Annotated in this window: 29 protein-coding genes; 14 read left to right on the forward strand and 15 right to left on the reverse strand. The window is 69.8% G+C overall.

All coding sequences use genetic code 11. The features are described from left to right. Positions 1-204 precede the first annotated feature (204 nt). Positions 205-858 (forward strand): DUF4190 domain-containing protein, encoded by a 654-nt coding sequence (locus G406_RS55120; protein ID WP_051343455.1) that lies wholly within the window; start codon positions 205-207, stop codon positions 856-858. A 13-nt stretch (positions 859-871) separates the two neighbouring features. Here G406_RS55120 and G406_RS53385 read toward each other — a convergent pair whose 3' ends face one another. Beyond that, entirely contained in the window at positions 872-1,216 is a 345-nt protein-coding gene (locus G406_RS53385; RefSeq protein ID WP_051343456.1) for a hypothetical protein, read from the reverse strand. A gap of 238 nt (positions 1,217-1,454) precedes the next feature. Between G406_RS53385 and G406_RS58080 the strand changes: the two genes are divergently transcribed. Beyond that, positions 1,455-1,613: a DUF6307 family protein gene (locus tag G406_RS58080; protein WP_169736890.1), complete on the forward strand. Its 159-nt coding sequence runs from the start codon at positions 1,455-1,457 to the stop codon at positions 1,611-1,613. Positions 1,614-1,724: 111 nt separating this feature from the next. Next, on the forward strand, positions 1,725-2,018 hold the full coding sequence (locus G406_RS0143260) for a hypothetical protein (RefSeq protein ID WP_028938727.1): 294 nt from the start codon (positions 1,725-1,727) through the stop codon (positions 2,016-2,018). On the opposite strand, the gene G406_RS0143265 is transcribed toward G406_RS0143260, so the two are convergent. Further along, positions 2,005-2,565: a TetR/AcrR family transcriptional regulator gene (locus G406_RS0143265; protein WP_028938728.1), complete on the reverse strand. Its 561-nt coding sequence runs from the start codon at positions 2,563-2,565 to the stop codon at positions 2,005-2,007. The two genes, G406_RS0143260 and G406_RS0143265, sit on opposite strands and share 14 nt — an antisense overlap. A gap of 69 nt (positions 2,566-2,634) precedes the next feature. On the opposite strand from G406_RS0143265, the gene G406_RS0143270 reads away from it, so the two are divergent. Both G406_RS0143270 and G406_RS0143275 read left to right on the forward strand, forming a co-directional pair. After that, positions 2,635-3,537, forward strand: a complete 903-nt coding sequence (locus tag G406_RS0143270; protein WP_211241448.1) for a DMT family transporter — start codon at positions 2,635-2,637, stop codon at positions 3,535-3,537. Between the two features lie 11 nt (positions 3,538-3,548). Next, positions 3,549-4,376 carry a class I SAM-dependent methyltransferase gene (locus tag G406_RS0143275; RefSeq protein ID WP_028938730.1) on the forward strand — a complete coding sequence of 276 codons (828 nt, stop codon included), beginning with the start codon at positions 3,549-3,551 and terminating at the stop codon, positions 4,374-4,376. A gap of 2 nt (positions 4,377-4,378) precedes the next feature. Here G406_RS0143275 and G406_RS55125 read toward each other — a convergent pair whose 3' ends face one another. The 4 genes from G406_RS55125 to G406_RS0143295 form a co-directional block, all read right to left on the reverse strand. Beyond that, a complete protein-coding gene (locus G406_RS55125; RefSeq protein WP_051343457.1) occupies positions 4,379-5,086 on the reverse strand; it encodes an acetoacetate decarboxylase family protein in 708 nt (235 codons plus the stop codon). A gap of 8 nt (positions 5,087-5,094) precedes the next feature. Next, positions 5,095-5,292 (reverse strand): Sec-independent protein translocase subunit TatA, encoded by a 198-nt coding sequence (gene tatA, locus G406_RS0143285; protein WP_028938731.1) that lies wholly within the window; start codon positions 5,290-5,292, stop codon positions 5,095-5,097. Between the two features lie 33 nt (positions 5,293-5,325). Then, positions 5,326-6,534, reverse strand: a complete 1,209-nt coding sequence (gene speD / locus G406_RS0143290) for an adenosylmethionine decarboxylase (protein ID WP_028938732.1) — start codon at positions 6,532-6,534, stop codon at positions 5,326-5,328. A 368-nt stretch (positions 6,535-6,902) separates the two neighbouring features. Further along, complete coding sequence (locus tag G406_RS0143295) at positions 6,903-8,003, reverse strand: type III PLP-dependent enzyme (RefSeq protein WP_245607442.1); 1,101 nt, start codon at positions 8,001-8,003, stop codon at positions 6,903-6,905. Between the two features lie 45 nt (positions 8,004-8,048). Between G406_RS0143295 and G406_RS0143300 the strand changes: the two genes are divergently transcribed. The 3 genes from G406_RS0143300 (at position 8,049) to G406_RS0143310 (ending at position 11,898) form a co-directional block, all read left to right on the forward strand. Then, positions 8,049-9,707 carry an NAD(P)/FAD-dependent oxidoreductase gene (locus tag G406_RS0143300; protein ID WP_028938734.1) on the forward strand — a complete coding sequence of 553 codons (1,659 nt, stop codon included), beginning with the start codon at positions 8,049-8,051 and terminating at the stop codon, positions 9,705-9,707. Then, positions 9,704-11,134: an ATP-binding protein gene (locus G406_RS0143305; protein WP_028938735.1), complete on the forward strand. Its 1,431-nt coding sequence runs from the start codon at positions 9,704-9,706 to the stop codon at positions 11,132-11,134. The genes G406_RS0143300 and G406_RS0143305 overlap by 4 nt, the downstream gene beginning before the upstream one ends. 158 nt (positions 11,135-11,292) lie before the next feature. Continuing rightward, entirely contained in the window at positions 11,293-11,898 is a 606-nt protein-coding gene (locus G406_RS0143310) for a hypothetical protein (RefSeq protein ID WP_156935474.1), read from the forward strand. Here the strand turns inward: G406_RS0143310 and G406_RS0143315 are convergent. From G406_RS0143315 to G406_RS0143325, 3 genes are all read right to left on the reverse strand, one after another. Then, positions 11,887-12,810, reverse strand: a complete 924-nt coding sequence (locus tag G406_RS0143315; protein WP_211241449.1) for a TIGR03854 family LLM class F420-dependent oxidoreductase — start codon at positions 12,808-12,810, stop codon at positions 11,887-11,889. The two genes, G406_RS0143310 and G406_RS0143315, sit on opposite strands and share 12 nt — an antisense overlap. Positions 12,811-12,949: 139 nt before the next feature. Then, positions 12,950-14,311, reverse strand: coding sequence for a S1C family serine protease (locus G406_RS53395; protein ID WP_084216902.1), 1,362 nt, complete (start codon positions 14,309-14,311; stop codon positions 12,950-12,952). Positions 14,312-14,528: 217 nt separating this feature from the next. Then, positions 14,529-15,152: a C40 family peptidase gene (locus tag G406_RS0143325; protein WP_211241450.1), complete on the reverse strand. Its 624-nt coding sequence runs from the start codon at positions 15,150-15,152 to the stop codon at positions 14,529-14,531. Positions 15,153-15,171: 19 nt separating this feature from the next. On the opposite strand from G406_RS0143325, the gene G406_RS58085 reads away from it, so the two are divergent. Beyond that, on the forward strand, positions 15,172-15,330 hold the full coding sequence (locus tag G406_RS58085) for a hypothetical protein (protein ID WP_169736891.1): 159 nt from the start codon (positions 15,172-15,174) through the stop codon (positions 15,328-15,330). Between the two features lie 24 nt (positions 15,331-15,354). Continuing rightward, positions 15,355-16,956, forward strand: coding sequence for an AMP-binding protein (locus G406_RS0143335; protein WP_245607443.1), 1,602 nt, complete (start codon positions 15,355-15,357; stop codon positions 16,954-16,956). Positions 16,957-16,962: 6 nt separating this feature from the next. On the opposite strand, the gene G406_RS0143340 is transcribed toward G406_RS0143335, so the two are convergent. The 4 genes from G406_RS0143340 to G406_RS0143355 all read right to left on the reverse strand — a co-directional run bounded on the left by G406_RS0143340 (position 16,963) and on the right by G406_RS0143355 (position 20,233). Continuing rightward, positions 16,963-17,856 (reverse strand): amino acid ABC transporter permease, encoded by an 894-nt coding sequence (locus G406_RS0143340; RefSeq protein WP_028938740.1) that lies wholly within the window; start codon positions 17,854-17,856, stop codon positions 16,963-16,965. After that, on the reverse strand, positions 17,853-18,500 hold the full coding sequence (locus G406_RS0143345) for an amino acid ABC transporter permease (RefSeq protein ID WP_028938741.1): 648 nt from the start codon (positions 18,498-18,500) through the stop codon (positions 17,853-17,855). The genes G406_RS0143340 and G406_RS0143345 overlap by 4 nt, the downstream gene beginning before the upstream one ends. A 75-nt stretch (positions 18,501-18,575) precedes the next feature. Next, a complete protein-coding gene (locus tag G406_RS0143350; protein WP_028938742.1) occupies positions 18,576-19,466 on the reverse strand; it encodes a glutamate ABC transporter substrate-binding protein in 891 nt (296 codons plus the stop codon). A gap of 38 nt (positions 19,467-19,504) precedes the next feature. Beyond that, positions 19,505-20,233 carry an amino acid ABC transporter ATP-binding protein gene (locus tag G406_RS0143355; RefSeq protein WP_028938743.1) on the reverse strand — a complete coding sequence of 243 codons (729 nt, stop codon included), beginning with the start codon at positions 20,231-20,233 and terminating at the stop codon, positions 19,505-19,507. 179 nt (positions 20,234-20,412) lie between these two features. Here G406_RS0143355 and G406_RS0143360 point away from each other — a divergent pair, with 179 nt between their 5' ends. Together G406_RS0143360 and G406_RS0143365 are read left to right on the forward strand one after the other, a co-directional pair. Beyond that, on the forward strand, positions 20,413-21,093 hold the full coding sequence (locus G406_RS0143360; RefSeq protein WP_028938744.1) for a response regulator transcription factor: 681 nt from the start codon (positions 20,413-20,415) through the stop codon (positions 21,091-21,093). A gap of 12 nt (positions 21,094-21,105) precedes the next feature. After that, a complete protein-coding gene (locus tag G406_RS0143365) occupies positions 21,106-22,479 on the forward strand; it encodes a sensor histidine kinase (protein ID WP_028938745.1) in 1,374 nt (457 codons plus the stop codon). A 3-nt stretch (positions 22,480-22,482) separates the two neighbouring features. Here the strand turns inward: G406_RS0143365 and G406_RS53400 are convergent, their stop codons facing one another. Next, the gene (locus G406_RS53400; protein WP_051343462.1) at positions 22,483-22,848 is read right to left on the reverse strand and encodes a PadR family transcriptional regulator; all 366 of its coding nucleotides are present in this window, start codon (positions 22,846-22,848) and stop codon (positions 22,483-22,485) included. A 126-nt stretch (positions 22,849-22,974) separates the two neighbouring features. Beyond that, entirely contained in the window at positions 22,975-23,961 is a 987-nt protein-coding gene (locus G406_RS0143375) for a TAXI family TRAP transporter solute-binding subunit (protein ID WP_245607444.1), read from the reverse strand. A gap of 105 nt (positions 23,962-24,066) precedes the next feature. Between G406_RS0143375 and miaB the strand changes: the two genes are divergently transcribed. Together miaB and G406_RS53405 are read left to right on the forward strand one after the other, a co-directional pair. Continuing rightward, positions 24,067-25,554, forward strand: a complete 1,488-nt coding sequence (miaB, locus tag G406_RS0143380) for a tRNA (N6-isopentenyl adenosine(37)-C2)-methylthiotransferase MiaB (RefSeq protein WP_028938747.1) — start codon at positions 24,067-24,069, stop codon at positions 25,552-25,554. After that, positions 25,554-26,021: an Rv2732c family membrane protein gene (locus G406_RS53405; protein ID WP_037081440.1), complete on the forward strand. Its 468-nt coding sequence runs from the start codon at positions 25,554-25,556 to the stop codon at positions 26,019-26,021. The genes miaB and G406_RS53405 overlap by 1 nt, the downstream gene beginning before the upstream one ends. Positions 26,022-26,091: the final 70 nt, after the last annotated feature.

Consider the following 26,091-nt stretch of genomic DNA (forward strand, 5'->3'; position numbering starts at 1 on the left):
CTCTCGCTCGAATGGGGGTCTGGCCGGCCCCTCTCCGATCGTGCTATTATTAATGTGTAGGGTAGTGAGTTCTTTTTCTGATCGCACCCATTAGAGTATCTCTTTCGGCCGCTGCTGCGCAATAGCGAGTGAGTGTGCCGCATTATTTTGTTGCCACAGCAACTGTCGTAACGTCTGTCTCGGATTCCGCGATCCCTTAGATCGATGAACAATGAGCAGTTCGATCTGCCCGGGCCCGCCCAGGTCGAGCCTCGTAACGGCTTCGGCATCACGGCGCTGGTGACGGCGCTCGTCGGACTGGTGCCGTGCCTCATGCCCGTCACATCCTTCTTCGGCGTGATGTTCGGGATCGTCGCGGTCGTCTTCGGGTTCCTCGGCCTCGGTCGGGCGAGACGTGGAGCCGCGACGAGTAAGCGCCTCCCGCTGTCCGGGCTGATCATCGGACTTCTCACCCTGCTGCTCGGGCTGGTGGGAATCGGCCTGTTCTTCGGTGCCGTGGACAAGCTCGGTGAGGTCGTGGGGATCTCCGCCGAGGCGCCGCCCGCGCCTGTCATCCCCGCGGATCCGCTCCCTCCCGGCTTGGAGAACAAGAGGATCAGGGTCGACCAGGGCGACTTCAGTGAGCCGGTCTGGTCCTGTCTGAGTCGCTCCGCGACCCTGGGGGACGGTGCGTGGTACGTGCCGTACAAGGCGTTCGATCGGTGCGTGCGCGTCCCGGGGTCGAATATGGTGCGACTCACCCGGGACGGCACGGCGGAGGGAGTCTGGTTCTGTGTCGCGGGCAAGGGCTGGTTCTACGCCAGGGCGCCGGTGATGTGGGTTCCTCGGCAGGACTACAGCGATTGCGGCGGGCATTAGTGCCGCTCACCGGTCATTCGCCGAGCGGCGCCCGGTCGGCGCGGGGCAGTAAGGCGTGGGCGGGGACCAGCTGCTCGAAGAAGAGGGCCGGTCTCGGGCGGCCGTCCGCATAGTAGACCTGGTAGTTCACCATTCCGAACCACTCGCCACGTGACCCCCTGCGCCATTCGCGCAGCAGGCCGCGCGCCCGTCCGGTCATCTCCAGACCGTCACCCAGTTTTCTCGGGCTGGCCTGGTCCGTCCTGACCAGCTCGTCCAGCAGCACCCACACCTCGGTCAGTGGCGGGACCGTCGTCGGAGCCGCGAAGCCGGCGATCGCCGGCGCAGGAGGCGGCTGCCACTCGTGGTCCGAACACATGTTCGAAGTGTCACTCGCCGGTGCTTGTCGAAGCAACAGCGGTTGGGTCACAACTTTCCCGTGACGTTCTGGGTCGGTGACGGTGAGTGCGGGTACGGTGGAGGTGTTGGGAACATCTCGTATACGGGCGCTCGAGCTCGTGTCGTCCCCGATGAGCGTCCAGGGCGGATCGCTTGCCATCGGGTTCGGTGATCGGTCAGGTCCTTGGTTTCGCTCCACCGATGCAAGGGACTGAGTCATGAGCAGCAACGGGAAAGTCCTGTCTCCGTACGACCGGCGAGTTCAGCTGGTCGTGGCGACGATCAAGCAGCACGAGAAGCTCGGTGACAAGGCCACGCACTCGCTGGCCGTCGAGGTACTGCACGCGCTCGACCACATCCCGGAAAAGGTGCGTTGAGCGGGTCCTGATGATCCGGCCGCCAGGTGTCTGAAACGCCTGGCGGCACCGGGCACGGAACCCGCGGTGTCGAACTCCAGCACGGCCCAATCCCGTCAAGGAGGACTGCCGATGTCTGCTCCGAGAGAGATTCCGTTCTGTGACCGCGAGGGCAACCACCGCATGACGCTGTCGGTGGAGGTCGGTGAGCACGGCGAGCCGCCGAAAGAGGTCGAGCTGTTCGGCGCGGACCGCCGGGGTCGTACGACCCGTTGGTGCTACCGGCGTGAACCCCGGCCGGGGACAGAGGCCCAGTGGGCCTACGTCGAGACCAGTCGGGTCCTGTCGACGGTGCCGCCGCCCGGTAGTCAGGAGGCGTTGATGCGGGTCCTGGCGTCGGCGGAGTGGCCGGTCAGTCCGCGTTGATCATCTGTTCGGCCGCTCGAATCGCGCGTGGCCAGGCATCCGGTACCGAGCCGAGCCCGCCGGTGACCAGTGCGCCTTCGTGCAGGATGAACAGGGATTCGGCCAGCTCGACCGGGTCGTGACCGGCTCGGGTCCCGGCGTGCTCGGCGAAGCGCGCCAGCATGAACGCCTTGGACTCGTCGATGATCGCGAACGCCGGGTGCTCGGGGTCCGGTAGCTCCGCTCGCGCGTTGATGAAGCTGCATCCGCGAGGCGAGTACTCGGCGGCCCAGCGTGCAGATGCCTCGAAGATGCCGAGCAGTCGCCGTTCCTCGGGGACGGCGGCGAGGTGGTCGGCCAGGAACGTCCGCCAGCGCTGCTCCCGGTCGCGCAGGTAGGCGACGATGATCTGGTCCTTCGAGCCGAACCGGTCGTAGAGCGTCTTCTTGGTGACGCCCGCCGCCTTGGCGATCGTGTCGACGCCGATCGCGTGGATGCCGCGCTCGTAGAACAGCGTGCTCGCGGCGTCGAGGACCTTCCGGGCTCCGGGTGTCAGCTGTCCGTCCACTTGACCGAGTGTAGACCGATCTGTTTACCTGTGTCAGTAGGTATACCGATCTGTTTAGTTGAGGTGGACATGCTGCTGGCACTCGGATTCGTGCTCTGCTGGAGCTCAGGCTTCATCGGGGCGAAGCTCGGCGTCGGCCAGGCCTCGGCGCTCACGCTGCTGATGTGGCGGTTCGTTCCACTGGCGCTCGTGCTGGTCGCGGTCGCCGCCGTCGTGTACCGGGCGCGATGGCGGGAATGGTCGCCCCGCATGCTCGGCCGTGAGGTCGGCATCGGGCTGTTGTCCCAGAGCGGCTACCTGCTGACCGTCTACGCAGCTATCCAGCTGGGTGTGTCCAGCGGTACCACCGCGCTGATCGACGGCACCCAGCCGCTGGTCGCGGGCGCTCTGTCCGGCCCGCTGCTGCGCCAGTACGTGTCCCGGCGACAGTGGATCGGGCTCGTCCTCGGCCTCACCGGAGTGATCGTGGTGACCTCGGCCGACGCCTCGGCCAACCCGGCGGTGGCGCTCTGGGCCTACGGCGTTCCCTTCCTCGGGATGCTCTGCCTGGTGGCCGCGACCTTCCTGGAACGCCGCACCGAGGCCGGTGCACCACCGCTGCTCGCGCTGAGCGTGCACTGTCTCAGCAGCGCCGTCGTGTTCACGGTGCTCGCCGCGTCGGCCGGCGTCGCCGTCCCACCGAGCACCGGCACCTTCTGGCTGTCGGTCGGCTGGCTGGTGCTGCTGTCCACATTCGGCGGGTACGGCCTGTACTGGCTGCTCCTGCGCCGTAGCGGAGTCACCAGGGTCAACGCGCTGATGTTCCTCATGGCGCCGGTCACGACGGTGTGGGGTGCGCTGATGTTCGGTGAGCCACTGGGGTGGCGCACGGTGCTCGGGTTGGTCCTCGGGCTGATCGCGGTGCTGGTGGTTCATCGTGTCCGGCCCGCCTCGGCGGAGAACTCGGATGATCCGATCGCGGTCGGTCGATAACGTGCGCGGGCATGAGCATGCCACTCGACGCGGACATCCGGGCCCACTACGAGGCCGGTGTGGAGCGCGACCGCCTGACGACCTGGGGGAGGCTGGAGGCGGTCCGTACCCGGGAGCTGTTGGCCCGGTTCCTGCCCGAGGCGCCCGCGACGGTGCTGGACATCGGCGGCGCCGAAGGGCCCTACGCGCTGCCGCTGGCCCGGTCCGGGTACACGGTGCACCTGCTCGACCCGGTGCCCACGCACATCGAGACGGCGCGGCGCGCGTCGGCGGCGCAGGCCGACACTCCGTTGGCCTCGGCGCAGGTCGGCGATGCGCGGGACCTTCCCTACCCGGACGGAGGCGCGGATGCCGCGTTGCTGTTCGGCCCGCTGTACCACCTGGTCGACGCCGAGGACCGGCAACGCGCGTTGGCCGAGGCCCGGCGGGTGCTACGGCCGGGCGGGGTACTGCTCGCGGCGGCGGTGTCCCGGTTCGCCTCCACCTACGACGGGGTGCTGCGCGGTGACGCCGACGACCCGGCCTTCGAGGCGATCGTGGAGGGCGACCTGCGTGACGGGGTGCACCACAACCCGGACCCGGCCGGGCGCCCCGAGTGGTTCACCCTCGCCTACTTCCACCGCGCCGACGAGCTGCGGGACGAGGTGGCCAGGGCTGGGTTCGACCGGGTTCAGGTGCTGGCGGTCGAGGGTGTCGGTTCGTTCGCCGACGTCGGCGCGGCGCTGGACGACCCGACGCGCCGAGAGACCCTGCTGCGGATGATCCGCCGGGTGGAGACCGAGCCGAGCCTGCTGGGCGCGAGCGCTCACCTGATGGCGATCGCGTATGCCCCCGGGTGAGCTCAGCCGGGGGCGCTGAAGCTCGAGCGCATCTGGGCACCGAGGATGCCGCGCCGGGCGCCGGTCGGGAACCAGTCCTTCAGTGACACGTCCGTCCGGTTGGAGTCGACCCGGACGTCGATCCTCGCCGGTCGGATCAGGCCGTAGCCGGACGGCCGGGCGGTCCACAGAGCACCGTCGGGGCCGAGCTGGACCATCGGCAGCAGCCCGGGCGACACGGTCGGGATCGGCAGTCGCGCGGCGCGTGCGGTCGCTTCGACCCGCCAGCCCCGCCCGGTGACCGACATCGGGACCCGGTCGGCGGGCTTGCCCTCGAAGGTCGCCAGCGTCTTGGGCAGCGCCCAGTTGGTGCGGCCGCCGACGACGCTGACCGGGGAGTCGACCGCGATGAACGGGACGTGGCCGAACAGCGAGGCGCCGCGCCGGTAGACGACCAGGCCGATGATCTCGGAGTAGCTGCCGACCGGGGTGTCCAGGTAGTGGATGAACGCGCCGACGGTACGGACCGGGACCGCATCCCTGCTGATCTCGGACGGCACGATCTCGGCGATCGCGGCCTTGGCCCTCGCGTCGGGATGGCCGGTCCAGATCAGCGTGCTGGCACGCAGCGACCAGGGCGCCGGGGCGCTGTCCTCAGGCAGGAGCGCCAGCTGGTCGTCGTCCAGCACGCTCTCCGGCGCGCAGGCGAGGGTCGTGAAGTCGCTGTGCACGCCGGAGGTCAGTCAGCCGGCTTGGTCTCGACCGACTTCGCCTCGGCGGGCTTGGCCGGGTCGTCGTGGAGACCGCCGACCTCCGCCTTGAGGATGCGCGCGGACTTGCCGAGGCTCCGCGCGGCGTCAGGCAGCCGCTTGGCGCCGAACAGGACCACGAGAACGACGACCACGATGAGCCAGTGCATCGGCTGGAGGGCACCCATGCGGCCATGGTAAGCCCTGGTCGCTGAGACAGCTCACGGGTGCCGGGCGGCGTGGGGCAGCACCGCGCCCCTGCGCACGGAGTCGGCGTCCAGCGAGGACGGTCGGTAGGGCAGCGTCGGCAGCTCGCGCAGCACCCGGTCGACCGGATCGGGCACCGCGTGCGGCGAGCCGGTCAGGAATGACCACTCGTGCTCGTCGGACCCGTAGTGCAGAACGGTCGGGAACACCTCGCCGAACCGCCGGACCGAGCGCAGGAGCGTCTCGTTGCGCCACAGCGTCGCGCAGCCGGCCTGGCCGACCACCACACCGCCGGGACGCAGGACGCTCGCGGCGAGGCGCAGGAACTCCTCGCCGTACAGCCGGTTGTGCTGCGCCGACGGGTCCTCGGGACGCTCGTCCGGGAGGTCGACGACCACGACGTCGTAGCGGTGGTCGGTGCCGGTCAGGTACCGCCAGCCGTCCTCGTAGTGCATCCGGACCGGGCCGTCGCCGCGTTCCGCGTCGGCCAGCGATCCGGGGGTGTAGCCGTAGGGCAGCCACCGCGCGCAGGCCCGGACGCAGTCCGCGTCGATGTCCACGTGGTCCACGGTGCTCGCGCCGGCGGCGACCGCCAGCTCGCTGACCACACCCTCGCTGGAGCCGATCACCAGAACGCGGTCCCGTCGCTCGGCGAGCAGCAGCGCCGGGACCAGCAACGCCTCGTGGTAGACGAGCTGGCTGGCCTCGCTGCTCTGCCGTTCGTCGTCGCAGAACAGGGTGATGCCGTGCGCGGTGCGGGCGATCAGTACGTCCTGGTAGGCGGTGCGGCCCGACCACAGCACGTCCGCCACGTCCCAGACCCGCCGCAGGCCGTCCGCCATCGGCTCGACGACCTGGCCGGGTGTCGAGCCCCGGTGCACGGTGTCGATGTCCAGGCGCTGTGCGCCGAGACGTTCGGTGAGCAGTGCGACCGCGCGTTCGGGGTCGGCGGCGTCGCCGCAGGTGAACACGTCCACGAACGCGCAGCCCCGCTCCGGCCAGGTGTGGATCGAGGCGTGCGACTCGGCGAGCATCGCCAGCACGGTCACCCCGCGCGGCTCGAACCGGTGGGTCACCACGTGCAGGACGGTCGCCCCCGCGTCGGTCAGCGACTCGGCGAGGCAGGCGCGCAGCGCGCGGTCGTCGTCGAGCAGCGCGGCGTCGATCCCGGCGAGCTCGGCCAACACGTGCCGCCCCGAGAACGCCCGCGCCACATCATCCACCCCAGCAGCGTAAAAGCCGTCCGCGCGCGCCACACCGCGCACCCCGTGCCCACCCCGCGCACCTTCCCACCACGTCGCGCTATGTGCACGTCGCGCGGTGTGGACACAGGGTGCGCGGTGTCAGGTCGTTTGCTGGTGGCTGGCGCCGTGCGCGATCCGTCGGCCCCGCGCGCCCGCGGCTGACGGCGCGCACCTTGCGATCACGTCGCGCTATGTGCACGTCGCGCGGTGTGGACACAGGGTGCGCGGTGTCAGGTCGTTTGTTGATGGCTGGCGCCGTGCGCGATCCGTCGGCACCGCGGAGCCGCGGTCGACGGCGCGCACCCTCCGGTGACGCCGCGCTGTGTGCGCATAGCGCGGGGTGGGCGTCAGGTGCGCGGTGTCGGCACAGGGTGCGCGGAGTCGGTGCAGTGGACCGGGAGCGGGGGGAGGCCGTTGAAGGCGATCGAGGCGTAGCTGGCCGTGTAGGCACCGGCGGCCAGCAGACGGACCGGGTCGCCCGCGCGCAGCGCCGTGGGCAGGGGGACCTCTCGGTAGAGCACGTCGTCGCCGTCGCACGTGGGGCCGGCCAGCACCGAGGGCTCCAGCGGACCGTCGTCGTGCGGGGTGCGGAGCCGGTAGCGGATCGCTTCGCCCTCCGTCTCGGCCAGACCGCCGTACCGGCCGACGTCCAGGTAGACCCAGCGTCGCCCGTCGTGCCGCCGGGACACGCGCACCACCCGCGCGTGCAGCACCCCGGCCTCGGCGACCAGCACCCGACCCGGTTCGACCGCCAGCTCGGGTCGTCGGGCCGGAAAAGCGAGCGCCAGCGCGTCCGAGATCGCCGAGGCGCACTCGGACAGTGAGGCAACCGGCTCCCGATAGCGGACCGGGAACCCGCCGCCGAGGTCCAGCAGACGAAGCTCGACACCCGAGGACGAAGCGACTCGCGCGCAGGCAGCGATCGCGCCGCTCCATGCCTTCGGGTCCGACTGCTGCGAACCGACGTGGAAGCTCAGCCCCGCGACGTCCAGCCCGAGCGCGGCGGCCCGGGGCAGCAGGACGGCGGCCTCGTCCTCGGAACAGCCGAACTTGCCGCCGAACGGCGTCGCCGAACCCGAGTCGTCCACCGCCAGCCGCACCAGCACCGAGGCCCCGGGAGCGTGCAGCGCGAGCACGTCCAGGTCCTCCGCGCTGTCGGTCACGAACAGATGGACTCCGGCGGCGAACGCCGAAGCCGTCTCCTCGGGTGTGCGCACCGGGTTGGCGTGACACAGCGAGCCCGGGTCCGCGCCCAGCTCCAGCACCAGGGTGATCTCGCCGATCGAGGCGACATCGAACCCGCTGCCCGCTTCGGCGAGGGTCCTGAGCACGTCGGGTTCCGGGTTGGCCTTCACCGCGTAGAACACCCTGGCCTCGGGCAACGCGATCCTCAGCTCCAGGTACCGGGCCCGCACGACCGCGAGATCCATCTCCAGACACGGGCTCACCCGAGTCAGGTTATGCGGAGGTCAGGATTGAGGGAGGATGGTGTCATGGGTAAGCCCGTTCTGCTGACGGTCGACGACGATCCGGGTGTCTCTCGTGCGGTGGCGCGTGATCTGCGTCGACGCTACGGAGCGGACTTCCGGATCATCCGGGCCGACTCCGCGATGGATGCGTTGGACGCGCTGCGCGAGCTGAAGCTGCGCGGCGAGATGGTCGCGGCGATGCTCGCCGACTACCGGATGCCGCAGATGAACGGCATCGAGTTCCTCGAACAGGCGATGGACCTGTTCCCCAGGGCCCGCCGCGCGCTGCTGACCGCCTACGCCGACACCGACGCCGCGATCCAGGCGATCAACCTGGTGGACGTCGACCACTACCTGCTCAAGCCGTGGGACCCGCCGGAGGAGAAGCTCTACCCGGTCGTCGACGCGCTCATCGAGACGTGGCGGGCGACCGGGGACACCGCGGTGCAGGAGACCAAGGTGATCGGCCACCGCTGGTCCGCGCCGTCCTTCCAGGCCAGGGACTTCCTGGCACGCAACGCCGTGCCGTACCGCTACTTCAGCGTCGAGGAGCCGGAGGGGCTGCGGCTGCTCGAAGCGGCGGGCGCGTGCCCCGAGGACATCCCGGTGGTGATCACCTCGGACGGCGCGGCGCTGTGCCAGCCGTCCGACGCACAGATCGCCGGCGCGGTCGGGCTGTCCACCGAGCCTTCCGCCGAGTTCTACGACCTGGTCGTCGTCGGTGCGGGCCCGGCGGGGCTGGGTGCCGCCGTCTACGGGGCGTCCGAAGGGTTGCGTACGGTGCTCGTCGAGCGTCAGGCCACCGGCGGCCAGGCCGGGCAGAGCTCCCGGATCGAGAACTACCTCGGCTTCCCGGACGGGGTGTCCGGCGCCCAGCTGACCGACCGGGCACGGCGCCAGGCCCGCAAGTTCGGTGCCGAGACGCTCTCCGCCCGCGAGGTGACCGGGCTGGAGGCACGCGGATCGGCCAGGGTCGTGCACTTCGGTGACGGTACCGAGATCTCCGCGCACTCCATCGTGCTGGCCACCGGCGTCGCCTACCGCACCCTGGACGCTCCCGGTGTCGCCGAGCTGACCGGCCGGGGTGTGTTCTACGGCTCGGCGGTCACCGAGGCACCCGCGTGCGCCGGGCAGGACGTCTACATCGTGGGCGGCGCGAACTCGGCCGGTCAGGCCGCGGTGTTCTTCTCCAAGCACGCCAAGCGGGTCGTCCTGCTGATCCGGGGCGAGTCACTGCGCTCCTCCATGTCGCACTACCTGATCGAACAGCTGGACGGCATCGAGAACGTGTCGGTGCGCAACTACACCCAGGTCGCGCAGGCCCACGGCGACGACCACCTTGAGCGGGTGACGCTGGTCGACGCCCGCGACGGCAGCACCGAGACCGTCGCCAGCGGCTACCTGTTCGTGTTCATCGGTGCCGCGCCGCGCACCGAATGGCTCGACGGGACCCTGGTCCGTGACGAGCTGGGATTCCTGCGGACCGGCCCCGATCTGATCCGGTCGGAGCAGCGACCACCGGGCTGGACGTTGCAGCGCGACCCGTACTACATGGAGTCCAGCATTCCCGGTGTTTTCGTCGCCGGAGACGTCCGCGCGGCGTCGGTGAAGCGCGTAGCGTCGGCTGTGGGTGAGGGTGCCATGGCGGTCACCCTGGTGCACCGGTACCTGGGGGAGCAATGAGCGCGAACCTGACATTCGACCAGCTGCGTGAGCTGTTCCTGTTCACCGAGCTGACCGACGAACAGCTTGCCTGGGTCAACGAGCACGGCGACGTCGTCGAGGTTGCCGCCGACACCGAGGTGTTCGCCGAGGGCGACCCGGCCCGGTGCTTCTGGGTGCTGCTGTCCGGCACGATCGCGACGAGCCGGACCATCGGCGGTGAGCGTGTCGAGACCGCTCGCACCGACCAGCTCGGTGTCTACCTCGGCGCGGTCACCTTCTACCTCGAGGAGTCGCTGGAGAACGGCTACGCCAGCGCCGCGAGAGCGATCACCGACGTCCGATTGCTCGCCTTGCCGGCGGGCAAGTTGGCCCTGGCGTTCCGCGAGTGGTTCCCTATGGCGGTGCACCTGCTGCAAGGCATGGTGCTGGGCACCCGGCGGGGGCAGGCCATCACCGGGCAGCGCGAGCGACTGCTCGCGCTGGGCAAGCTCTCCGCCGGGTTGACCCATGAGCTGAACAACCCCGCCGCCGCGGCGGCCAGGGCGACCTCGACGTTGCGCGACCGGGTCACCGGGATGCGGCACAAGCTGGGGATGCTCGCCGAGGGCAAGCTGGACAAGGATGCGCTGCTCGCGTTGACCGGGCTGCAGGAAGAGTTCGCCGACCGCGTGCACGAGGCGCCGGAGCTGTCCGCCGTCGCGGCCAGCGACCTGGAGGACGAGCTGGGGGACTGGCTCGACGACCAGGAGGTGGCCGGCAGCTGGGACCTCGCCCCGGTGTTCGTCGCCGGTGGACTGCGGGTCTCGGACCTGGAGCAGGTCCGCACGGCGGTGAAGCTCAAGGGGGCCGACGCCTCGCTCGACGCCGCGATGCGCTGGCTGGCCTACACTGTCGAGACGGAGAGCCTGCTGCGCGAGATCACCGACTCGACATCCCGGATCACGGCGTTGGTGGCGGCCGCGAAGCAGTACTCCCAGATCGATCGGGCGCCGTACCAGTCGATCGACATCCACGAGGGGCTGAAGGCCACGCTGGTGATGTTCAGCGGCAAGTTCGCCAAGGGCATCACGCTGGTGAAGGAGTTCGACAAGACGCTGCCCAAGATCCCCGCCTACCCGGCCGAGCTGAACCAGGTGTGGACCAACCTGATCGACAACGCCGTCGGCGCGATGGACGGTTCCGGGACGCTCACGGTGCGAACGTCACTGGACGACGAGTGGCTGCTGGTCGAGATCGCCGACACCGGCCCGGGCATTCCGCCGGACATCCGTAAGCGGGTGTTCGAGCCGTTCTTCACGACCAAGGGGGTCGGGGAGGGGACGGGTCTGGGGCTAGACGTGAGCTGGCGGGTGGTCGTCAACCGTCATCACGGCGATCTGCGTGTCGAGTCCGAACCAGGCGATACACGGTTCCAGGTACGCCTGCCGCTCGTTGAGGATCGCTGACAAACGGCACTGTTATAGGTGACAAAATTTGGGGCAACGGCGACGTTTCCGCTGGTTGACGATTCATCTACCTTGAGATCGCCTTCACTCGAGCTTATGGTGTGACGAAGTTGATCTCAGCTGGGATGAACGTGGTCGTCGGGTCGTAAGGAGCCTAAGTGACACTTGATCTCGGCATGGTGTGTCTCCATTTCCACCACGTCCAGAGCTGTCAGGACGCCACAGACCACTCCGCCGACCGCTGGCATCTCGAGCTGCTCGCGCGGTCCGAGGAGGATCCGTCCTCGGAGATCCCGATCGCTCACGGTGAGGTGCTGTTCGTCGACCTGTTCGTCGCGGACCCGTACGGCTCGCTCGACCTGTTCGACACACACGTAAGGCAGGTGCGGGACGTTCTGTTCGACGTGGAGACCCGTGAGCTGGACGAGTCGTTCAGTGGCAGGCTGGAAATGCTCGGCGATCGGATCATGATCTTCACCGAGCTGTCCGTCGCTCCGGGGGGGCGCGGGCACGGGCTCGCTCCGCTGATCGTCCGGCAAGCGATCAGAAAGATGGCGCATTCCAGTGTCGCCGTCGTCTTCGCGCCCCGCGCGCACCCTACCCACGGTGCTGGCGACCTCGACCGTGAGCAGCTACTCAGCAGCGGCCTGCCGTTCGAGGTGTTCCACGGCGGACTGTGCTACCTGGACACCGCGCGCGACGGGGTCCGTTGCGAAGCCATGGGTACCGTTCGGCCAGGTCCCCGGCTGAGCTCAGGTCTGTAGGTCCAGCAGCCGGGAGCTGAACTCGTCGAGGAAGTCGCTCCTCGACGTGACCGGCACGACCGGCCGGACGACGAACTTGGTCAGGCCGACGTCGACGAAGCGCTGTATCTCGGCCCGCGCCGCCGCCCAGCCCCGGCAGATCAGTTTCCCCGGATCGTCCAGCTCGGGACGGTCCTTGGCGAGCCTGGCCAGCAGCGGGCCGAGGGTGCTGTCGTCGTGGCCGTCCGGGAGCACCTGGATGTTCGTGCCGTAATGGTCTTCCTCGATCTCGCGGCCCGCCTGCGCCGCGGCCTCCTTGATCTGGGACCGGCAGACCGCGGCCTCGTCCGGGGTGAGGAAGCTGCCGAGCCACCCGTCGGCGAGCCGGCCGATCCTGCTCATCCCGATCGGCGCCCTGCCACCCAGCCAGATGTCCAGCTGCTTGGCGGGCAGCGGCGCCACCGAGGCCTCGTCGAGGTGGAAGAACTCTCCGTGATGAGTGACGGACGGTTCGGTGAGCAGCCGTCGCACGACGACGAGGGCTTCCTCGAACACCGCCGCCCTGCGCCCGCCCGGCACGGTGAACAGCGTCCGGTCGGCGGCCCGCGCGGGCCGCACCCCGAAGGCCGGCAGGATGCGCCCCGGCGCGAGCGAGGCGAGGCCGGCGAGCTGCGCGGCGACGACCCCCGGATTGCGACCGGGAAGTACCAGCACACCGGTACCCAGCTTCAGCCGCTCGGTGCGGCCCGCCGCATAGGCGAGCCCGATCAGCGGGTCGGTCGTGTGCGGCGCGGATGCCAGGTCGGACAGCCACACCGAGTCGATCCGGCGGGCCTCCAGCTCGTCGATGAGCTCCGCGAGCCCCGGACCCGATTCCGCCGCCGAACCGTTGACCGGGATGGAGCCGATACCGATACGCACCTTCATGCCCATGGTTTCGACTCTACGGTCAGAAACACAGAGGCGGGGACCACAGATTCTGTGGTCCCCGCCTCTAGCTGGCCGGTTCCCGGGCTCCCAACCGGATCCGGCCTCACTCAGGAGATCAGCGTACTGAACGTCATTCGGAGGGTTACGAGGCGGTCACGCTCCCGAGTGTGACCGACACTGTCCGTGCAGCTCCGGCCCCGCTTCGCACGGTCAGCGGCACCGTGCTGCCCGGCGCGGCCGAGTTGATCGCGGCCTGCAGGCCGTCGGAGTCCTCGATCAGCTGATCGCCGACCTTGGTGACCACGTCGCCGGGCTGCAGACCCGCCTTGGCTGCTGCCGAGCCGTCCTGGACGTTCACCAGTCGCGCCCCGTTGTCCGGGGTGGCGTCGCTGGCGGCGACACCCAGCTGCGCCTGGGTCGCGTGCCCGTTGGCGATGAGCTCGTCGGCGATGCGCTTCGCCTGGTTGATCGGGATCGAGAACCCGAGCCCGATCGAACCACTCTGCCCGCCGCCTCCCGAGCCGAGCGACGCGATCGCCGAGTTCAGCCCCACGATGCGGCCCTGCATGTCGACCAGCGGACCACCGGAGTTACCGGGGTTGATCGCCGCGTCGGTCTGGATCGCGCTGAGCGCGGTGTTCGGCGCCGCCTGCTGCGCAGGTGCGGCCAACAGCCCGTCCAAGCCGCCGAGCCCGCCGAGTCCGCGCTGCGGGCTCTGCTGCTGCTCCGGCGCGGTCACCACCGGACGGTTGAGCGCGCTGACGATGCCGCTGGTCACCGTCCCGGACAAGCCGAGCGGCGAACCGATGGCGACGACCTGCTGGCCGACCTGGAGGCCGTCGGAGTTGCCCAGCTGGATCGGGGTCAGCCCCGAGACACCCTGGGCGCGGACCACCGCGACGTCGGCGCGGGTATCGCTGCCGACCACCTGCACCGGCGCGGTGTCACCGTTCTGGAAAGTAGCGCTCAGCCCACCGGACTGTGCCGCGTCGAGGACGTGGGCGTTCGTGAGGATCAGGCCGTCGGCGGAGAGCACGACACCCGAGCCCTCGCCGGAGGAACCGACCAGCTTGACGACGCTCGGCAGGACCTTCTGCGCCACCGTGCTGACCGCACCGGCCGGCTGGTCGCCCGCCGCCGGTGCCTGCTGGCTGAGGGTGCCGATCGCGGAGGTGCCGGTGCTCGACGTCTCGTGTCCCACGTAGCCGCCGACGCCGCCGCCGACCGCGGCCGCGATCACCGCGACCGCGACGATGCCGGCGATGCGCCGTCCCTTGCCCGGTCCGGGGCTCCCGATCCCGGTGGGCGGTCCGGCGGGCGGGGGCAGGTGGCCGTACGGCGTCGTCGTGCCGTACGGGCTGCCGTTGTAGGGCATCGAGGGGTACGTGTGTGTGGTGTGCGGGGTGCTGTCCGCATGACCGGCGCGGCCGTCGTTGGCGGCGGGCACGGGGCCTGCGCCAGTCGGGTCGGCCGGAGCTGCAGGCCCCGCCGGTGTGTTGGTCATGCCTTCACACTGCCGACCGAACCTGTGCTCCTCCTGAAAGACCGTTGAGTATTTGGCGCGAGTTCCTGTGGTTTCCGCGCCGGCTTGGCATTGGGGTTGCGGTGCGTTCGGGCACTTCGCACACCTTCGTGCTGCGTCGCACACGTCCGGACATGTGCGACGCAGCACGTGGGTGTGCGAGGACGCCAGCCGGAGGGGCCGCGAGGTCGCTCTCGGGCTACTGGATCTCCAGCTCGCCTGTCAGGTGGTAGCCGGGAGCGAGGGCGAGGTCGTCTCCGCTCCAGAAGCGGCCCGGGTCGTAGTAGTTGGGGCGGCGGCCTTCGGGGAGCAGACCCATCATCTGGTAGGTCAGGGCGACCACCTCGGCACAGTAGGCGGTCTCCAGCTCGGTGTTCTCCGATTTGCCCCGGCGGGGGAGCCTGCCCAGGAACCAGCGGGACGCCAGGCGGGTCGTCGAGGGGAACGGGGTGCCGTCCAGACGGGCGATGGCCCGTAGTGCGCCGTCTTCCATCTCGGGGGTGACCGCCGGCTCCAGCTGGCGCAGCCAGGCGCGCTGGCCGTAGCGGTTCGCCCAGACCTGTACCGCGTCGCGCAGGTCGTGCAGCTGGACCCCCCGGTGGTGGGTGCCGGTCCACATGTCGATCAGCGACTGGCCCAGCTCGGCGTGCCACATGAGCGGCGGCAGGTCGTCCAGCACGACGGCCATGCCGACGTGGTTGACCGGGCTGTTCGTGGTCATCCGGATCGCCCGGTCGGCGGCGGAATTGCCCCGGAACAGCCAGATGTCGCCGGTTCGGGTCTGCTCGACCGCTGTGTCGAGGGTCAACGGAGTGGCGCGCACCCCACTAACCTTGGCACCCATGCGGTGGTGGAAGGTGATCGGGTTGGCCGGGCTCGCCGGAGTGGCGGCGAGCGGCGTGGTGCTGGCGCGCGCGGAGCGGCAGCGTCGGGCGTACACCCCGGAGGAGATCCGGGAACGGCTGCGGGCCCGCGCCGAGGAGGCCAGCCGCGGTCAGTAGTTCCACCGGCCAACGGAGGACGTCGTGGGATCGGAACCGGATCAGGGCCTGGCGGAGAACCTCATCCAGCGGGTCAACGTGGGGGACTCGCTCGCCCGCTCGGCGGCGGCCCACCCGGCGCGCACCGCGGTGGTCGACGGGGATCGGCGGTGGACCTACGCCGAGTTCAACCGATGGGTCAACCGGGTCGCGCACGGGCTCGCCGACCGCGGCTACCGGCGCGGCGATGCGCTGGCGATCGCGTCCGGGAACAGCGCCGAGTTCCTCGCCGTCTACTACGCGGCGGCGAAGCTGGGTGTCGTCTGCGTGCCGATCAACCTCGGCTGGCGCGGCGAGGAGGTCACCTATGTGCTCGAGCATTCCCGCTCGAAAGCCGTCGTGGTCGAGTCCCAGCTGGTCGACGCGCTGAGCGACGCGATCGCCGGCGCCGGTGACGTCGCCGAGGTGATCGTCGCGCCGGGCACGGGTGCCGACCATCGGCGCGAGCCCGCCGACCGGGGCTGGTGCGGGTTCGGTGAGCTGGAGGGCGACGTCGACACCGAGCCGGACCGGTTCGTGGCGGACCGCGATCCACTCAGCTACCTGTACACGAGCGGCACGACCTCGTTCCCCAAGGGTGTGATGACCGGGCACCTGGCGATCTATCTGGAGTCGATGTCCTCCGCGCTGGAGTGCGGCTGGAGCCGGGAGGACCGGTTCGCCGCGATGATGCCGATGTTCCACACCGCGCAGCTCAACGCGTTCTGCACACCCGCGGTGCTGGTCGGGGCGAGTATCCACGTGCAGCGCGGGTTCGACCCTCGGGTGCTGCTCGACACGATCGAAGGTGAGCGGATCACCCAGGTGTTCGGCCTGCCGATGATGTACCGGACGATGCTGGAGCACCCCTCCTTCGCCGGTCGTGACCTGTCCAGCCTGCGGCGGTGCACGTACGCGATGGCGGCGATGCCGGAAGCGCTCATCCGTCGTTGCCTCGACGAGTTCGGCTGCGACTTCGCGCTGCTGTTCGGCCAGACCGAGATGTCACCCGTGACGACCCTGTTCCGCCCGGAGCACCAGCTGTCACACCTGGGCGCCGTCGGCACGCCGGTGACGAACGTGGCCGTGGCGATCATGGGCCCGGACGGTGAGCTGCTCCCGACCGGTGAGCAGGGCGAGATCGTCTACCGAGGGCCCAGCACGATGACCGGGTACCTGCGCAACGAGCAGGCGACCGAGGAAGCGTTCGCGCACGGGTGGTTCCACTCCGGCGACGTCGGCCGGTTCGACTCCGACGGAGTGCTGTGGTTCGCGGACCGGTTCAAGGACGTCATCAAGACCGGCGGGGAGAACGTCGCCTCGATCGAGGTGGAGCTGGCCGTCTACGCGGCGGATCCGCGAATCGGCGAGGTGGTCGTGGTCGGGCTGCCCCACGCCCGGTGGACCGAGGCGATCACCGCCGTCGTCCTGCCCAAGGACGGCGAGACGGTCGACCCGGACGAGCTGATCGGCACGCTCAAGCAGACCCTGGACGGGTACAAGGTCCCCAAGTCGGTCATTGTCGTCTCAGAACTGCCCCGGACATCGACCGGGAAGGTGCAGAAGAACGTCGTCCGGGCCCGGCACGACCAGCACTACATCGACTGAGGCGGCTCAGGCGCCGCCAACGCCGGTGGACGACGACGCCGTCACCTCACCTTGGGCTCGCGCGGCGCCGACCGGATCGAGGGCCGCGATCTTCGGGTTCCGCCGGGTACGCCGCTCCAGGTACCGGGTGAGGGCGGACAACAGCAGGCACATCGCGATGTAGATGACCGCCACCACCATGCCGACCTGCAGGATGGGGCCACCCAGCTGCCCCTGGCTGCCCAGGTAACGCGCCTGGTAGAGCAGCTCCGGGTACAGGATGAGGAAGCCGAGCGCGGTGTCCTTGAGGACGACCACCAGCTGGCTGAGGATCGTCGGCAGCATGGCGCGCAGCGACTGCGGCAGCAGCACGTTCGTCATGACCTGGGTCTTGCGCATGCCGAGCGCGAACGCCGCCTCGCGCTGCCCCTTCGGCAGCGCGAGCACACCGGACCGGAAGATCTCGGCGAGCACCGAGCCGTTGTAGAGCGTGAGGCCGAGCGTGAGCGCCCAGAACTCGCTGACGTTCAGACCGAGGCTGCGTGACGCCCCGTAGAACAGGATGAAGATCAGGACCAGCAGTGGCAGCGCGCGGAAGAACTCGACGATCGCCGTCGCGGGCCGGCTCACCCACCGATGGTCGGACAGCCTGCCCGCGGCGAAGATCGCGCCGAACACCAGCGACAGCACGGCGGCCATCGCGAAGGCCTGCAGTGTGGCGAGCAGCGAGTTCAGCAGCAGGAGCTGGATGTTCTTGTACTCGATCCAGGTCCACAGCCGTCCGTCGAACTGACCGGTGACGATCATCCGGTAGAGGACGTAGCCGAGCAGGGCGACGATCAGCAGCACCCCGACGACGCCGGTACCGGCGTTACGGATGCGGGCCTTCGGTCCGGGGATGTCGTACAGCACCGCGGTCATCGGGCCACGCTCCACTTCGCGTCCAGCCGCCGTTGCAGCACGGTGAGCGGGATGACCAGGATCAGGAACCCGAGCGCCACCCAGAGCAGCCCCACGAGCACGCTGTAGCCCCGTTCGGCCAGCACGCTGTAGATGCCGCCGGCCTCGAGCACCGAGAAGCCCGCCGCGATCGTGGTGTTCTTGAGCAACGCGATCTGGATGTTGGTCAGCGGCGGCACGACCGCGCGGATCGCCTGGGGCAGCACGATGTCGGCCAGCGTCTGGTTGAACGTGAACCCGAGCGCGCGGGAGGCCTCGGCCTGACCGACCGGCACCGTGTTGATCCCGGAGCGGACCACCTCACACACGAACGCGGAGGTGTACAGGATCAGCGCCGCGCAGGCGCGGGTGAAGAACGACAGGTCGACTATCTCCAGCGCCGGATAGGCGAACGCGAAGAAGAAGAACACCAGGGTGAGCGGGGTGTTGCGGACCGTGTTGACGTACACGGTCCCGAAGGCACGCAGCACCGGCACCGGGCTCACCCGTAGCCCGGCCAGGATCGTGCCGCCGATGAGTGACCCGATGGACGCCACGACGAAGAGCTTGATCGTTCCGAGGAACGCTTGCCCGTAGAGCCCGAGGTTGTCGAGTAGGACGTTCACTCAGGTGAGCTCCTTGTCCGATGCCGGATCGCCGGTGGTGGCCGTGCAGCCGGTCACCACCGGCGAAGGGCGTGCTCAGTACCGCTGCAGCTGGGGGTGGCTGGACGCGGCGCCCGACTTGCCGAGCGTGGCGTCGTAGATCTTCTGCCAGGTCCCGTCGTCGAACGAGGCCTGCAGGACGTCGTCGATCTTGCCGCGCAGCGCGGCGTCGTCCTTGTTCAGCCCGATCCCGTACGGCTCGCTGGAGAACGCCTCACCGGCGAGCTTCAGCTTGTCCGGCTGCTGGGCCGCGTAGCCCTTGAGGATCGCGTCGTCCGTGGTGAGAACGTCGACCTGCTTGTTGAGCAGCTGGTCGAGGCACTGGCTGTAGGTCTGGAACTGGATGATGTTGTTCGGCTCGGTGAGCTGCTGTTGCTGTACCCGCTGGATCGGGGTGGAGCCGGTCACCGAGCAGACCTTCTTGCCCTTGAGGGTGTCCTTGCCGGTGATCGTGTCGTCGTCCTTGCGGACCAGCAGACCCTGGCCGGCGACGAAGTACGGCCCCGCGAAGCCGACGAGCTTCTTGCGGTTGTCGTTGATCGTGTACGTGCCGACGTAGTAGTCGACGTCGCCGCGGGCGATCGCGTCCTCACGCGCCGCCGACGGCACGGTCTTGTAGTCGATCTTGTCGGCGCCGTAGCCGAGCTTGGACGCGACCAGCCGGGCGATCTCGATGTCGAAGCCGGAGAACTGGCCGGTGGTCGCGTCCTTGAAGCCGAGACCGGGCTGGTCGTCCTTGACGCCGATGACGACGCGGCCACGCTGGGAGATCTTGTCGAAGGTGGGGGAGCCCGCCACCTGGACGCCGGTCGCAGCCGGTTCGCTGACCACCGGTGCGCCGCCACCGCCCGGCGCCCCTTCCTTGCCGCACGCGGTCAGCGACAGGGCGCCGACCACGAGCCCGATCGCGAGGTTCCGCCACTTCATGTGTGTCTCCATCTGTCTTGTCGACCCGACGACGAGGTTCAGTGGGTGAGGATCTTGCCGAGGAAGTCCTTGGCGCGGGCCGAGCGTGGTTGGGTGAAGAAGTCGTCCGGGGTGGCGTCCTCGACGATCTCGCCGTCCGCCATGAACACGACCCGGTGCGCGGCGCGGCGGGCGAAGCCCATCTCGTGGGTGACCACGAGCATGGTCATGCCCTCCTTGGCCAGGCCGGTCATCACGTCGAGGACCTCCTGGACCATCTCCGGGTCCAGAGCAGAGGTTGGCTCGTCGAACAGCATCACCTTGGGGCGCATCGCCAGCGCTCGCGCGATCGCCGCGCGCTGCTGCTGGCCGCCGGAGAGCTGTGCGGGGTACTTGTCGCGCTGGTTGGCGATGCCCACGCGTTCCAGCAGCTCGAGAGCGTGCTTCTCCGCGTCGGGCTTCGACGTCTTGCGGACCTTGATCGGGCCCAGCGTGACGTTCTCCAGGATCGTCTTGTGCGCGAACAGGTTGAAGCTCTGGAACACCATGCCGACGTCCGCGCGCAGCTTCGCCAGTTCCTTGCCCTCGGCGGGCAGCGGTTTCCCGTCGACCGCGATCACCCCGCTGTCGATCGGCTCAAGGCGGTTGATCGCCCGGCACAGCGTCGACTTGCCGGAACCGGACGGCCCGAGCACCACGACGACCTGACCGGCGTCGACCTCGAGGTCGATGTCCTTGAGAACGTGCAGCTCACCGAAGTGCTTGTCGACGTGTTCGACGCGAATCATCGGGTGGTTCGACGGAGTGCCGGTCGGCGCGGGCGAATCCTGGGCCATCAGCAACCTCTCAGCGCAGCTAGGTTGGGTGAGACTAGGTGGTGGTGGGCGCACTCGTCCAGACGCTTGAGCAACGCTTAGGGTCTCACTTGGGTCACGTAGGCGGATGATCCACTACAGGAGAGAGACACGTGCGGATTCTGCTGGTCGAAGACGACGACAGGGTAGCCGCCGCGTTACGTCCCGCCCTTCGCCGACATGGGATGACCATGGTCCGGCTGTCCACCGGGCGGGACGTGGTGGGGCATCTCGCCGACGTCGACGTGGTTCTGCTCGATCTCGGTCTGCCGGACATCGACGGGGTCGACGTGTGCCGCATGATCCGGGAGACCAGTGATCTGCCGATCATCATCGTGTCGGCCAGGGGCGAGGTCGACGACCGGATTCTGGGGCTGCACACCGGCGCGGACGACTACCTCGTCAAGCCGTACGACATCGGCGAGCTGGTGGCCAGGGTCGAGGCGGTGTACCGGCGGCGGCGCGCGACGCTGCCCGGCGCGGGCCAGCCGGAGCGGATCGACGTCGACGGGGTGCAGCTCGACCTGGCCCGGCACACGGTCGTGGTCGACGGTGAGCCGGTGACGTTGTCCCGCAAGGAGTTCCAGGTGCTGGCGCTGCTGGCCACGGCGGGCGGCGCGGTGTGCACCCGCAACCGGATCGTCGCGGAGGTCTGGGGCCGCAGCTGGCCCGGGGCGAACCGGACGCTCGACGTCCATGTGGCGACGTTGCGGACGAAGCTGGGCAAACCGGACCTGGTGCAGACGGTGCGCGGGGTGGGCTACCGGCTCGGGCCGGCGACCCCGAGCGACTGACGCGAGGCGCGGGTGCAACGCAGACTGCTGGTCACCGTGGGTGTCCTGGTGGCGATGGTACTGGTGGGGCTCGGTGTGCCGCTCGCGGTCAGCGACCTGCGCAGCGCGGTCCAGCGTGAGTTCGTGGACCGGCTGGCGGACACGATGTGGTTCGCCTCGCTCGCCCAGCGGCCGCTGATCGAACACGACTTCGCGGGCCTGCGGCTGGACATGCAGCGCTACGACCAGGTGCACGGGGTCGCGGTCGCGCTGGTCGCGCCCACCCCGGAACGGACGGTGCTGGCCGCCTCCCGGCCGGGGTTCGACCTGGCCCACGCCGAACGCGTGGGGGTCGCTCTGGCGAAGCGCAGTTCCGAGCCGTACAAGATGATCCTGCCGTGGGACCGGAGGCCGATGCTGCTGGCCGAGCCGGTGCTGGTGGACGGCGAGGTCCAGGGCGCGATGGTCACCGTCTCCTCCACCGAGACGTTGCGCAGGCAGACGCTGCTGGAATGGGTCGCGCTGGTGGTCGCGGGCCTCGTGGCACTGGCCTTCGCCGCGCTGGCCGCGCTGCCGCTGGTGCGCTGGATCCTCCGGCCGGTCGAGCGGCTGGACGCCGGTCTGGCGGAGGTCGCGTCGTCGGTGATGTCCGGTGCGCCCGCCGAGCCGGTCTCCGACGGCAAGGGCCCACCCGAGCTGCGCCGGCTCACCGAGTCCTTCGACCAGATGGCCGCGACGGTGACCGAGGCGCTCCTGGCGCAGCGCGCGTTCGTCGCGGACGCGTCGCACCAGCTGCGGAACCCGCTGACGGCGCTGCGGCTGCGGTTGAACAACCTGGACGGCGATCCGGAGACGGTCGAGACCGAACAGCTCGCGGCGCTGGAGGAGGCCGACCGGCTGGGCGAGGTCCTGGACGGGCTGCTCGCGCTGGCCAGGGCGGAACGGGCACCGAGCGACCTGGAGCCGCTGGAGCTGGACGAGGTGCTGGAGGACCGGCTGGACGCGTGGCGCGTGCTCGCCGAGCACGAAGGCCTCACCCTGCGCAGGGCGGGGGAGAGTGGGCTGTGCGTCCGGGTCCCCTCCGGCGCGGTGGAGACCCTGCTGGACGCCGTCCTGGACAACGCGATCAAGTTCAGTCCGGACGGCGGTGAGATCGTCGTGCGAGCGCAGCGTGAGGACGACGGCGTCGTGCTGTCCGTGCGTGACCACGGCCCCGGGATACCGCCGAGCGAGCTGGACCGGGCGACCGACCGGTTCTGGCGCAGCCCCGGCCAGGCCAACGTCAGGGGGTCGGGTCTGGGGCTGGCCATCGCGGCGAGCACGGTACGCAGGGGCGGCGGCGAGCTGAGCCTTCAGCTCCCGGACGGTGGCGGGCTGCTGGTGGTGTTCACCCTGCGACCCGGCTGAGGATCACCCCGCGGAGTGGGCGGGCGCGCACAGCGGCGCCGAGACGGCCGGCCGGGGGTCGAGCGCGCCGCCGATGGTGGCCACGAACCGTTCCCAGAGACAGCGTTCGTCGTTCAGCGCGGTGCGGCCCCGCTCGGTGAGCTGGTACTCCCGCCTGCGTCGGCCGCTTCCGTTGGTCCAGGTGCCGGCGATCAGACCGGCTTCCTCCAGACGCCGCAGCGCCGGGTACAGCGTCCCGCCCTCGAGGTCGACGGTGCCGTCCGTCCGGCGTCGGATCTCGGCCATCAGCGCGAAGCCGTGTGCCGGTGCCGGCTCCAGGGCGGCCAGCAGCAATGCGTCGAGGTGGCCCTTCAACGCTTCGGCGCGCATGCCGCTCCTATCTCTCGGGTGGGTTCGGTGGCAACTCCTGTTCCGGAAGGTAGCAGCGCTACATAACGGTCGGCTGTGAATGCGATGTGTGTGCTCCCAGCGCGTTCTCAGCGCCTCAGGACGGCGCTAGTCGTAGACCTTGACCGAGCGGTAGTAGCGCTCCGCGCCGGGGTGCAGCGGGATCGGCTGGGTACCGATCGCCGAGCGCGTGTCGATGGCCCGACCTGCCGAGTTGGCCCTGGCGAGCTGCTCCGACGCCCCGAACAGTGCGCTGACCAGCGCCTCGGCCGTTTCGTCCGCCATCGACTCCGGCACCAGCAGGAAGTTCCTGACCAGCAGGGTCGTCACCGGCGGCGCGTCCCGGTAGGTGCCGGCCGGAATCGTCCCGACGTTGTACACCGGGTACTCGCGGCGCAGCGTCGGGATCAGCGGGTTGAGGTCGAGCAGCCTGATGGGCCGGTTGCCTGCCAGTTCGGTGACGCCACCGGTGGGCAGCCCGCCGGACCAGAAGAAGGCGTCGATCCTGCCGTCGCGCAGCGCGGCGAGCGAGTCGTCGATGCCGAGCGTGCTCGCGGTGAGGTCCTTGTCGGCGGACAGGCCGGCCGCGGCCATCACCCGGTTCGCCATCACGATCACGCCGGAGTCGGTCGCGCCGATCGAGACCCGTCGGCCGCGCAGGTCGGCGAGCTGGGTGATCGGGGAGTCGGCGAACACGACGACCTGCAGCGCGTCGTCGTAGATGCGGGCCAACGCCCTCGGCGCGCGACCGGCGGGCGGCGCCGATGCCAGGGTGGCCTCGGCGACGTCGGCGGCGCTGAACACGACGTCGGCCTGGCCCTTGGCCAGCAGCGCGACGTTCTCGACCGAGCCCGCGGTGATGCGTACCTCCGGTCGCTCCGCCAGGTCCAGCGAGGGCAGCCAGGCGTCGGCGAGCGCATTGCCCAGCGCGTAGTAGACGCCCTGCGAACCTCCGGCCCCGATGCGCAACCTGGGCAGGCCCGCGAACTCGGAGCCGCAGCTCGCCACGCCGACCGCGAGCAGTCCACCGACCACCGCGGCGCCGCCCGCGCGCAGCACGGCGCGGCGGGACAACGGACGAGACGGTGGGTGCACGGGCGGGATCTTGCCCTGCCGGTGCTGATCGGCGCCAGGCTTGGTGCCTCGCGCGTTGCCGGGTCCCGGCTCTTCAGGTCCCTGGTGAGGCATACCCTGACAGGTGTGACGGCTTCACCGACCCGCAGCTACGCCATCCGCACCTATGGCTGTCAGATGAACACGCACGACTCCGAACGGCTCGCCGGAATGCTCGAATCCGCCGGCTACCAGCGGACGCGGGACGGCGAACAGGCCGACGTCGTGGTGTTCAACACGTGCGCGGTGCGGGAGAACGCGGACAACCGGCTGTACGGGAACCTGGGCCATCTGCGTCCGGTGAAGGACGCGCACCCCGGCATGCAGATCGCGGTCGGCGGTTGTCTCGCGCAGAAGGACCGTGCGGAGATCGTCCGGCGGGCGCCCTGGGTCGACGTCGTGTTCGGGACTCACAACATCGGCTCGTTGCCTGCGCTGCTGGAGCGCGCTCGGCACAACGAGACCGCGCAGGTGGAGATCAAGGAGTCGCTCGAGGTCTTCCCGTCGACGCTGCCCGCCCGCCGCGAGTCCGGTTACGCCGCGTGGGTGTCGATCTCGGTGGGCTGCAACAACACCTGCACGTTCTGCATCGTCCCGTCGCTGCGTGGGACCGAGGTGGACCGGCGGCCGGGCGACGTGCTCGCCGAGGTGTCCGCGCTGGCCTCCGAAGGGGTGCTGGAGGTCACGCTGCTCGGCCAGAACGTCAACTCCTACGGCGTGGAGTTCGGCGACCGGGCGGCCTTCGGCAAGCTGCTGCGCGCCTGCGGAGACGTCGACGGGCTGGAGCGGGTGCGCTTCACCTCGCCGCACCCGCGCGACTTCACCAGCGACGTCATCGCCGCGATGGCCGAGACCCCGGTGGTGTGCCCCCAGCTGCACATGCCGCTGCAGTCCGGATCGGACGCGATGCTCAAGGCGATGCGCCGCTCCTACCGGTCGACGCGGTACCTGTCGATCCTGGACGAGGTACGTGCCGCCATCCCGCACGCGGCGATCAGCACCGACATCATCGTCGGCTTCCCCGGCGAGACCGACGAGGACTTCGAGGCGACACTCGACGTCGTCCGCAAGGCGCGGTTCACCAACGCGTTCACGTTCCAGTACTCGCCGAGGCCGGGAACACCGGCCGCTGTCCTCGACGGCCAGGTGCCGAAGGCGGTCGTCTCCGAGCGCTACATGCGGCTGATCGAGGTGCAGGAACAGATCGCCTGGGAGCTCAACAAGGAACTCATCGGCCGGACCGTCGAGGTGCTGGTGTCCGAGGGCGAGGGACGCAAGGACGGGGCCACCAGCCGGATGAGCGGTCGGGCCAGGGACGGCAGGCTCGTCCACTTCGCCCCCGGCGACGCCGCGGTGCGGCCGGGTGACGTCGTCGAGACGACGGTCACCTACGGCGCACCGCACCACCTGGTCGCGGATGGCGCGCTGCGCAGCCACCGCCGGACCAGGGCGGGAGACCTGTACGAACGGATCAGCGAGGCTCCGGAGTCGGAGCGGCCCGGCCGGTCGAGCGTGACCGGGCTCGGCCTGCCCGGCATCGGCAGGCCCTCGGTCGCTCCAGTGGGAGGCGTGTGATGGCAGACGGGCTGGACCAGCTCGACAAGGAGATGTCCGGGATGCGGAGCTGGCCCCGGTTCGACCCCGGCGTCGGCGCCGTCGTGGTCGCGGTCGGTGTGCTGGTGCTGCTCGGCTCCTACATCCTGCCGTGGACCGGGTCGACGAGCGGCTGGGAGGTCCTGCTCGGCGCGGGACATCTCGGCATCCTGCCCCGGCTGTTCGGGATCACCTCGGTGCTGTTCGGCGTGATCGGTTCGAGCGCCGCACTGATGAGCAGGTTGTGGGGCATCGGCTGGGCGTGCGCGCTCGGTGGCGGCTTCTCCGTGGTGAACGGGCTGTGGGCGGTGTGGTCGCGGCAGACCGCGCCGGGCGGCGGCACCGGTCCCGGTATCGGCATGGTGCTCGCGCTGCTGGCGATGGTGCTGCTGACGCTGCTCTGGGTCCGCATCGCCTGGTCCCGCCCCGGCGGCCGCGCCGACGGCTAGCACCGCGTCGGCCGGAGCACTTCGCACACCTTCGTGTCCCGTCGCACACGTCCGGACATGTGCGAGGCAG

The sequence above is a fragment of the Actinospineispora spinosispora DSM 44797 genome (genome assembly GCF_000429025.1).
GTDB classification, from domain to species: domain Bacteria; phylum Actinomycetota; class Actinomycetes; order Mycobacteriales; family Pseudonocardiaceae; genus Pseudonocardia; species Pseudonocardia spinosispora.

What these genes read in the sequence shown, in the direction of transcription:
- G406_RS53395 (WP_084216902.1), bottom strand. Translation starts at nt 14,311, where the DNA reads ATGACCAACACACCGGCGGGGCCTGCAGCTCCGGCCGACCCGACTGGC.
- G406_RS55120 (WP_051343455.1), top strand. Translation starts at nt 205, where the DNA reads ATGAACAATGAGCAGTTCGATCTGCCCGGGCCCGCCCAGGTCGAGCCT.
- G406_RS0143300 (WP_028938734.1), top strand. Translation starts at nt 8,049, where the DNA reads ATGGGTAAGCCCGTTCTGCTGACGGTCGACGACGATCCGGGTGTCTCT.
- G406_RS53385 (WP_051343456.1), bottom strand. Translation starts at nt 1,216, where the DNA reads ATGTGTTCGGACCACGAGTGGCAGCCGCCTCCTGCGCCGGCGATCGCC.
- G406_RS0143270 (WP_211241448.1), top strand. Translation starts at nt 2,635, where the DNA reads ATGCTGCTGGCACTCGGATTCGTGCTCTGCTGGAGCTCAGGCTTCATC.
- G406_RS0143315 (WP_211241449.1), bottom strand. Translation starts at nt 12,810, where the DNA reads ATGGGCATGAAGGTGCGTATCGGTATCGGCTCCATCCCGGTCAACGGT.
- G406_RS0143355 (WP_028938743.1), bottom strand. Translation starts at nt 20,233, where the DNA reads ATGATTCGCGTCGAACACGTCGACAAGCACTTCGGTGAGCTGCACGTT.
- G406_RS0143350 (WP_028938742.1), bottom strand. Translation starts at nt 19,466, where the DNA reads ATGAAGTGGCGGAACCTCGCGATCGGGCTCGTGGTCGGCGCCCTGTCG.
- G406_RS58080 (WP_169736890.1), top strand. Translation starts at nt 1,455, where the DNA reads ATGAGCAGCAACGGGAAAGTCCTGTCTCCGTACGACCGGCGAGTTCAG.
- G406_RS53400 (WP_051343462.1), bottom strand. Translation starts at nt 22,848, where the DNA reads ATGCGCGCCGAAGCGTTGAAGGGCCACCTCGACGCATTGCTGCTGGCC.
- tatA (WP_028938731.1), bottom strand. Translation starts at nt 5,292, where the DNA reads ATGGGTGCCCTCCAGCCGATGCACTGGCTCATCGTGGTCGTCGTTCTC.
- G406_RS53405 (WP_037081440.1), top strand. Translation starts at nt 25,554, where the DNA reads ATGGCAGACGGGCTGGACCAGCTCGACAAGGAGATGTCCGGGATGCGG.
- G406_RS0143260 (WP_028938727.1), top strand. Translation starts at nt 1,725, where the DNA reads ATGTCTGCTCCGAGAGAGATTCCGTTCTGTGACCGCGAGGGCAACCAC.
- G406_RS58085 (WP_169736891.1), top strand. Translation starts at nt 15,172, where the DNA reads ATGCGGTGGTGGAAGGTGATCGGGTTGGCCGGGCTCGCCGGAGTGGCG.
- G406_RS0143340 (WP_028938740.1), bottom strand. Translation starts at nt 17,856, where the DNA reads ATGACCGCGGTGCTGTACGACATCCCCGGACCGAAGGCCCGCATCCGT.
- G406_RS0143305 (WP_028938735.1), top strand. Translation starts at nt 9,704, where the DNA reads ATGAGCGCGAACCTGACATTCGACCAGCTGCGTGAGCTGTTCCTGTTC.
- G406_RS0143275 (WP_028938730.1), top strand. Translation starts at nt 3,549, where the DNA reads ATGAGCATGCCACTCGACGCGGACATCCGGGCCCACTACGAGGCCGGT.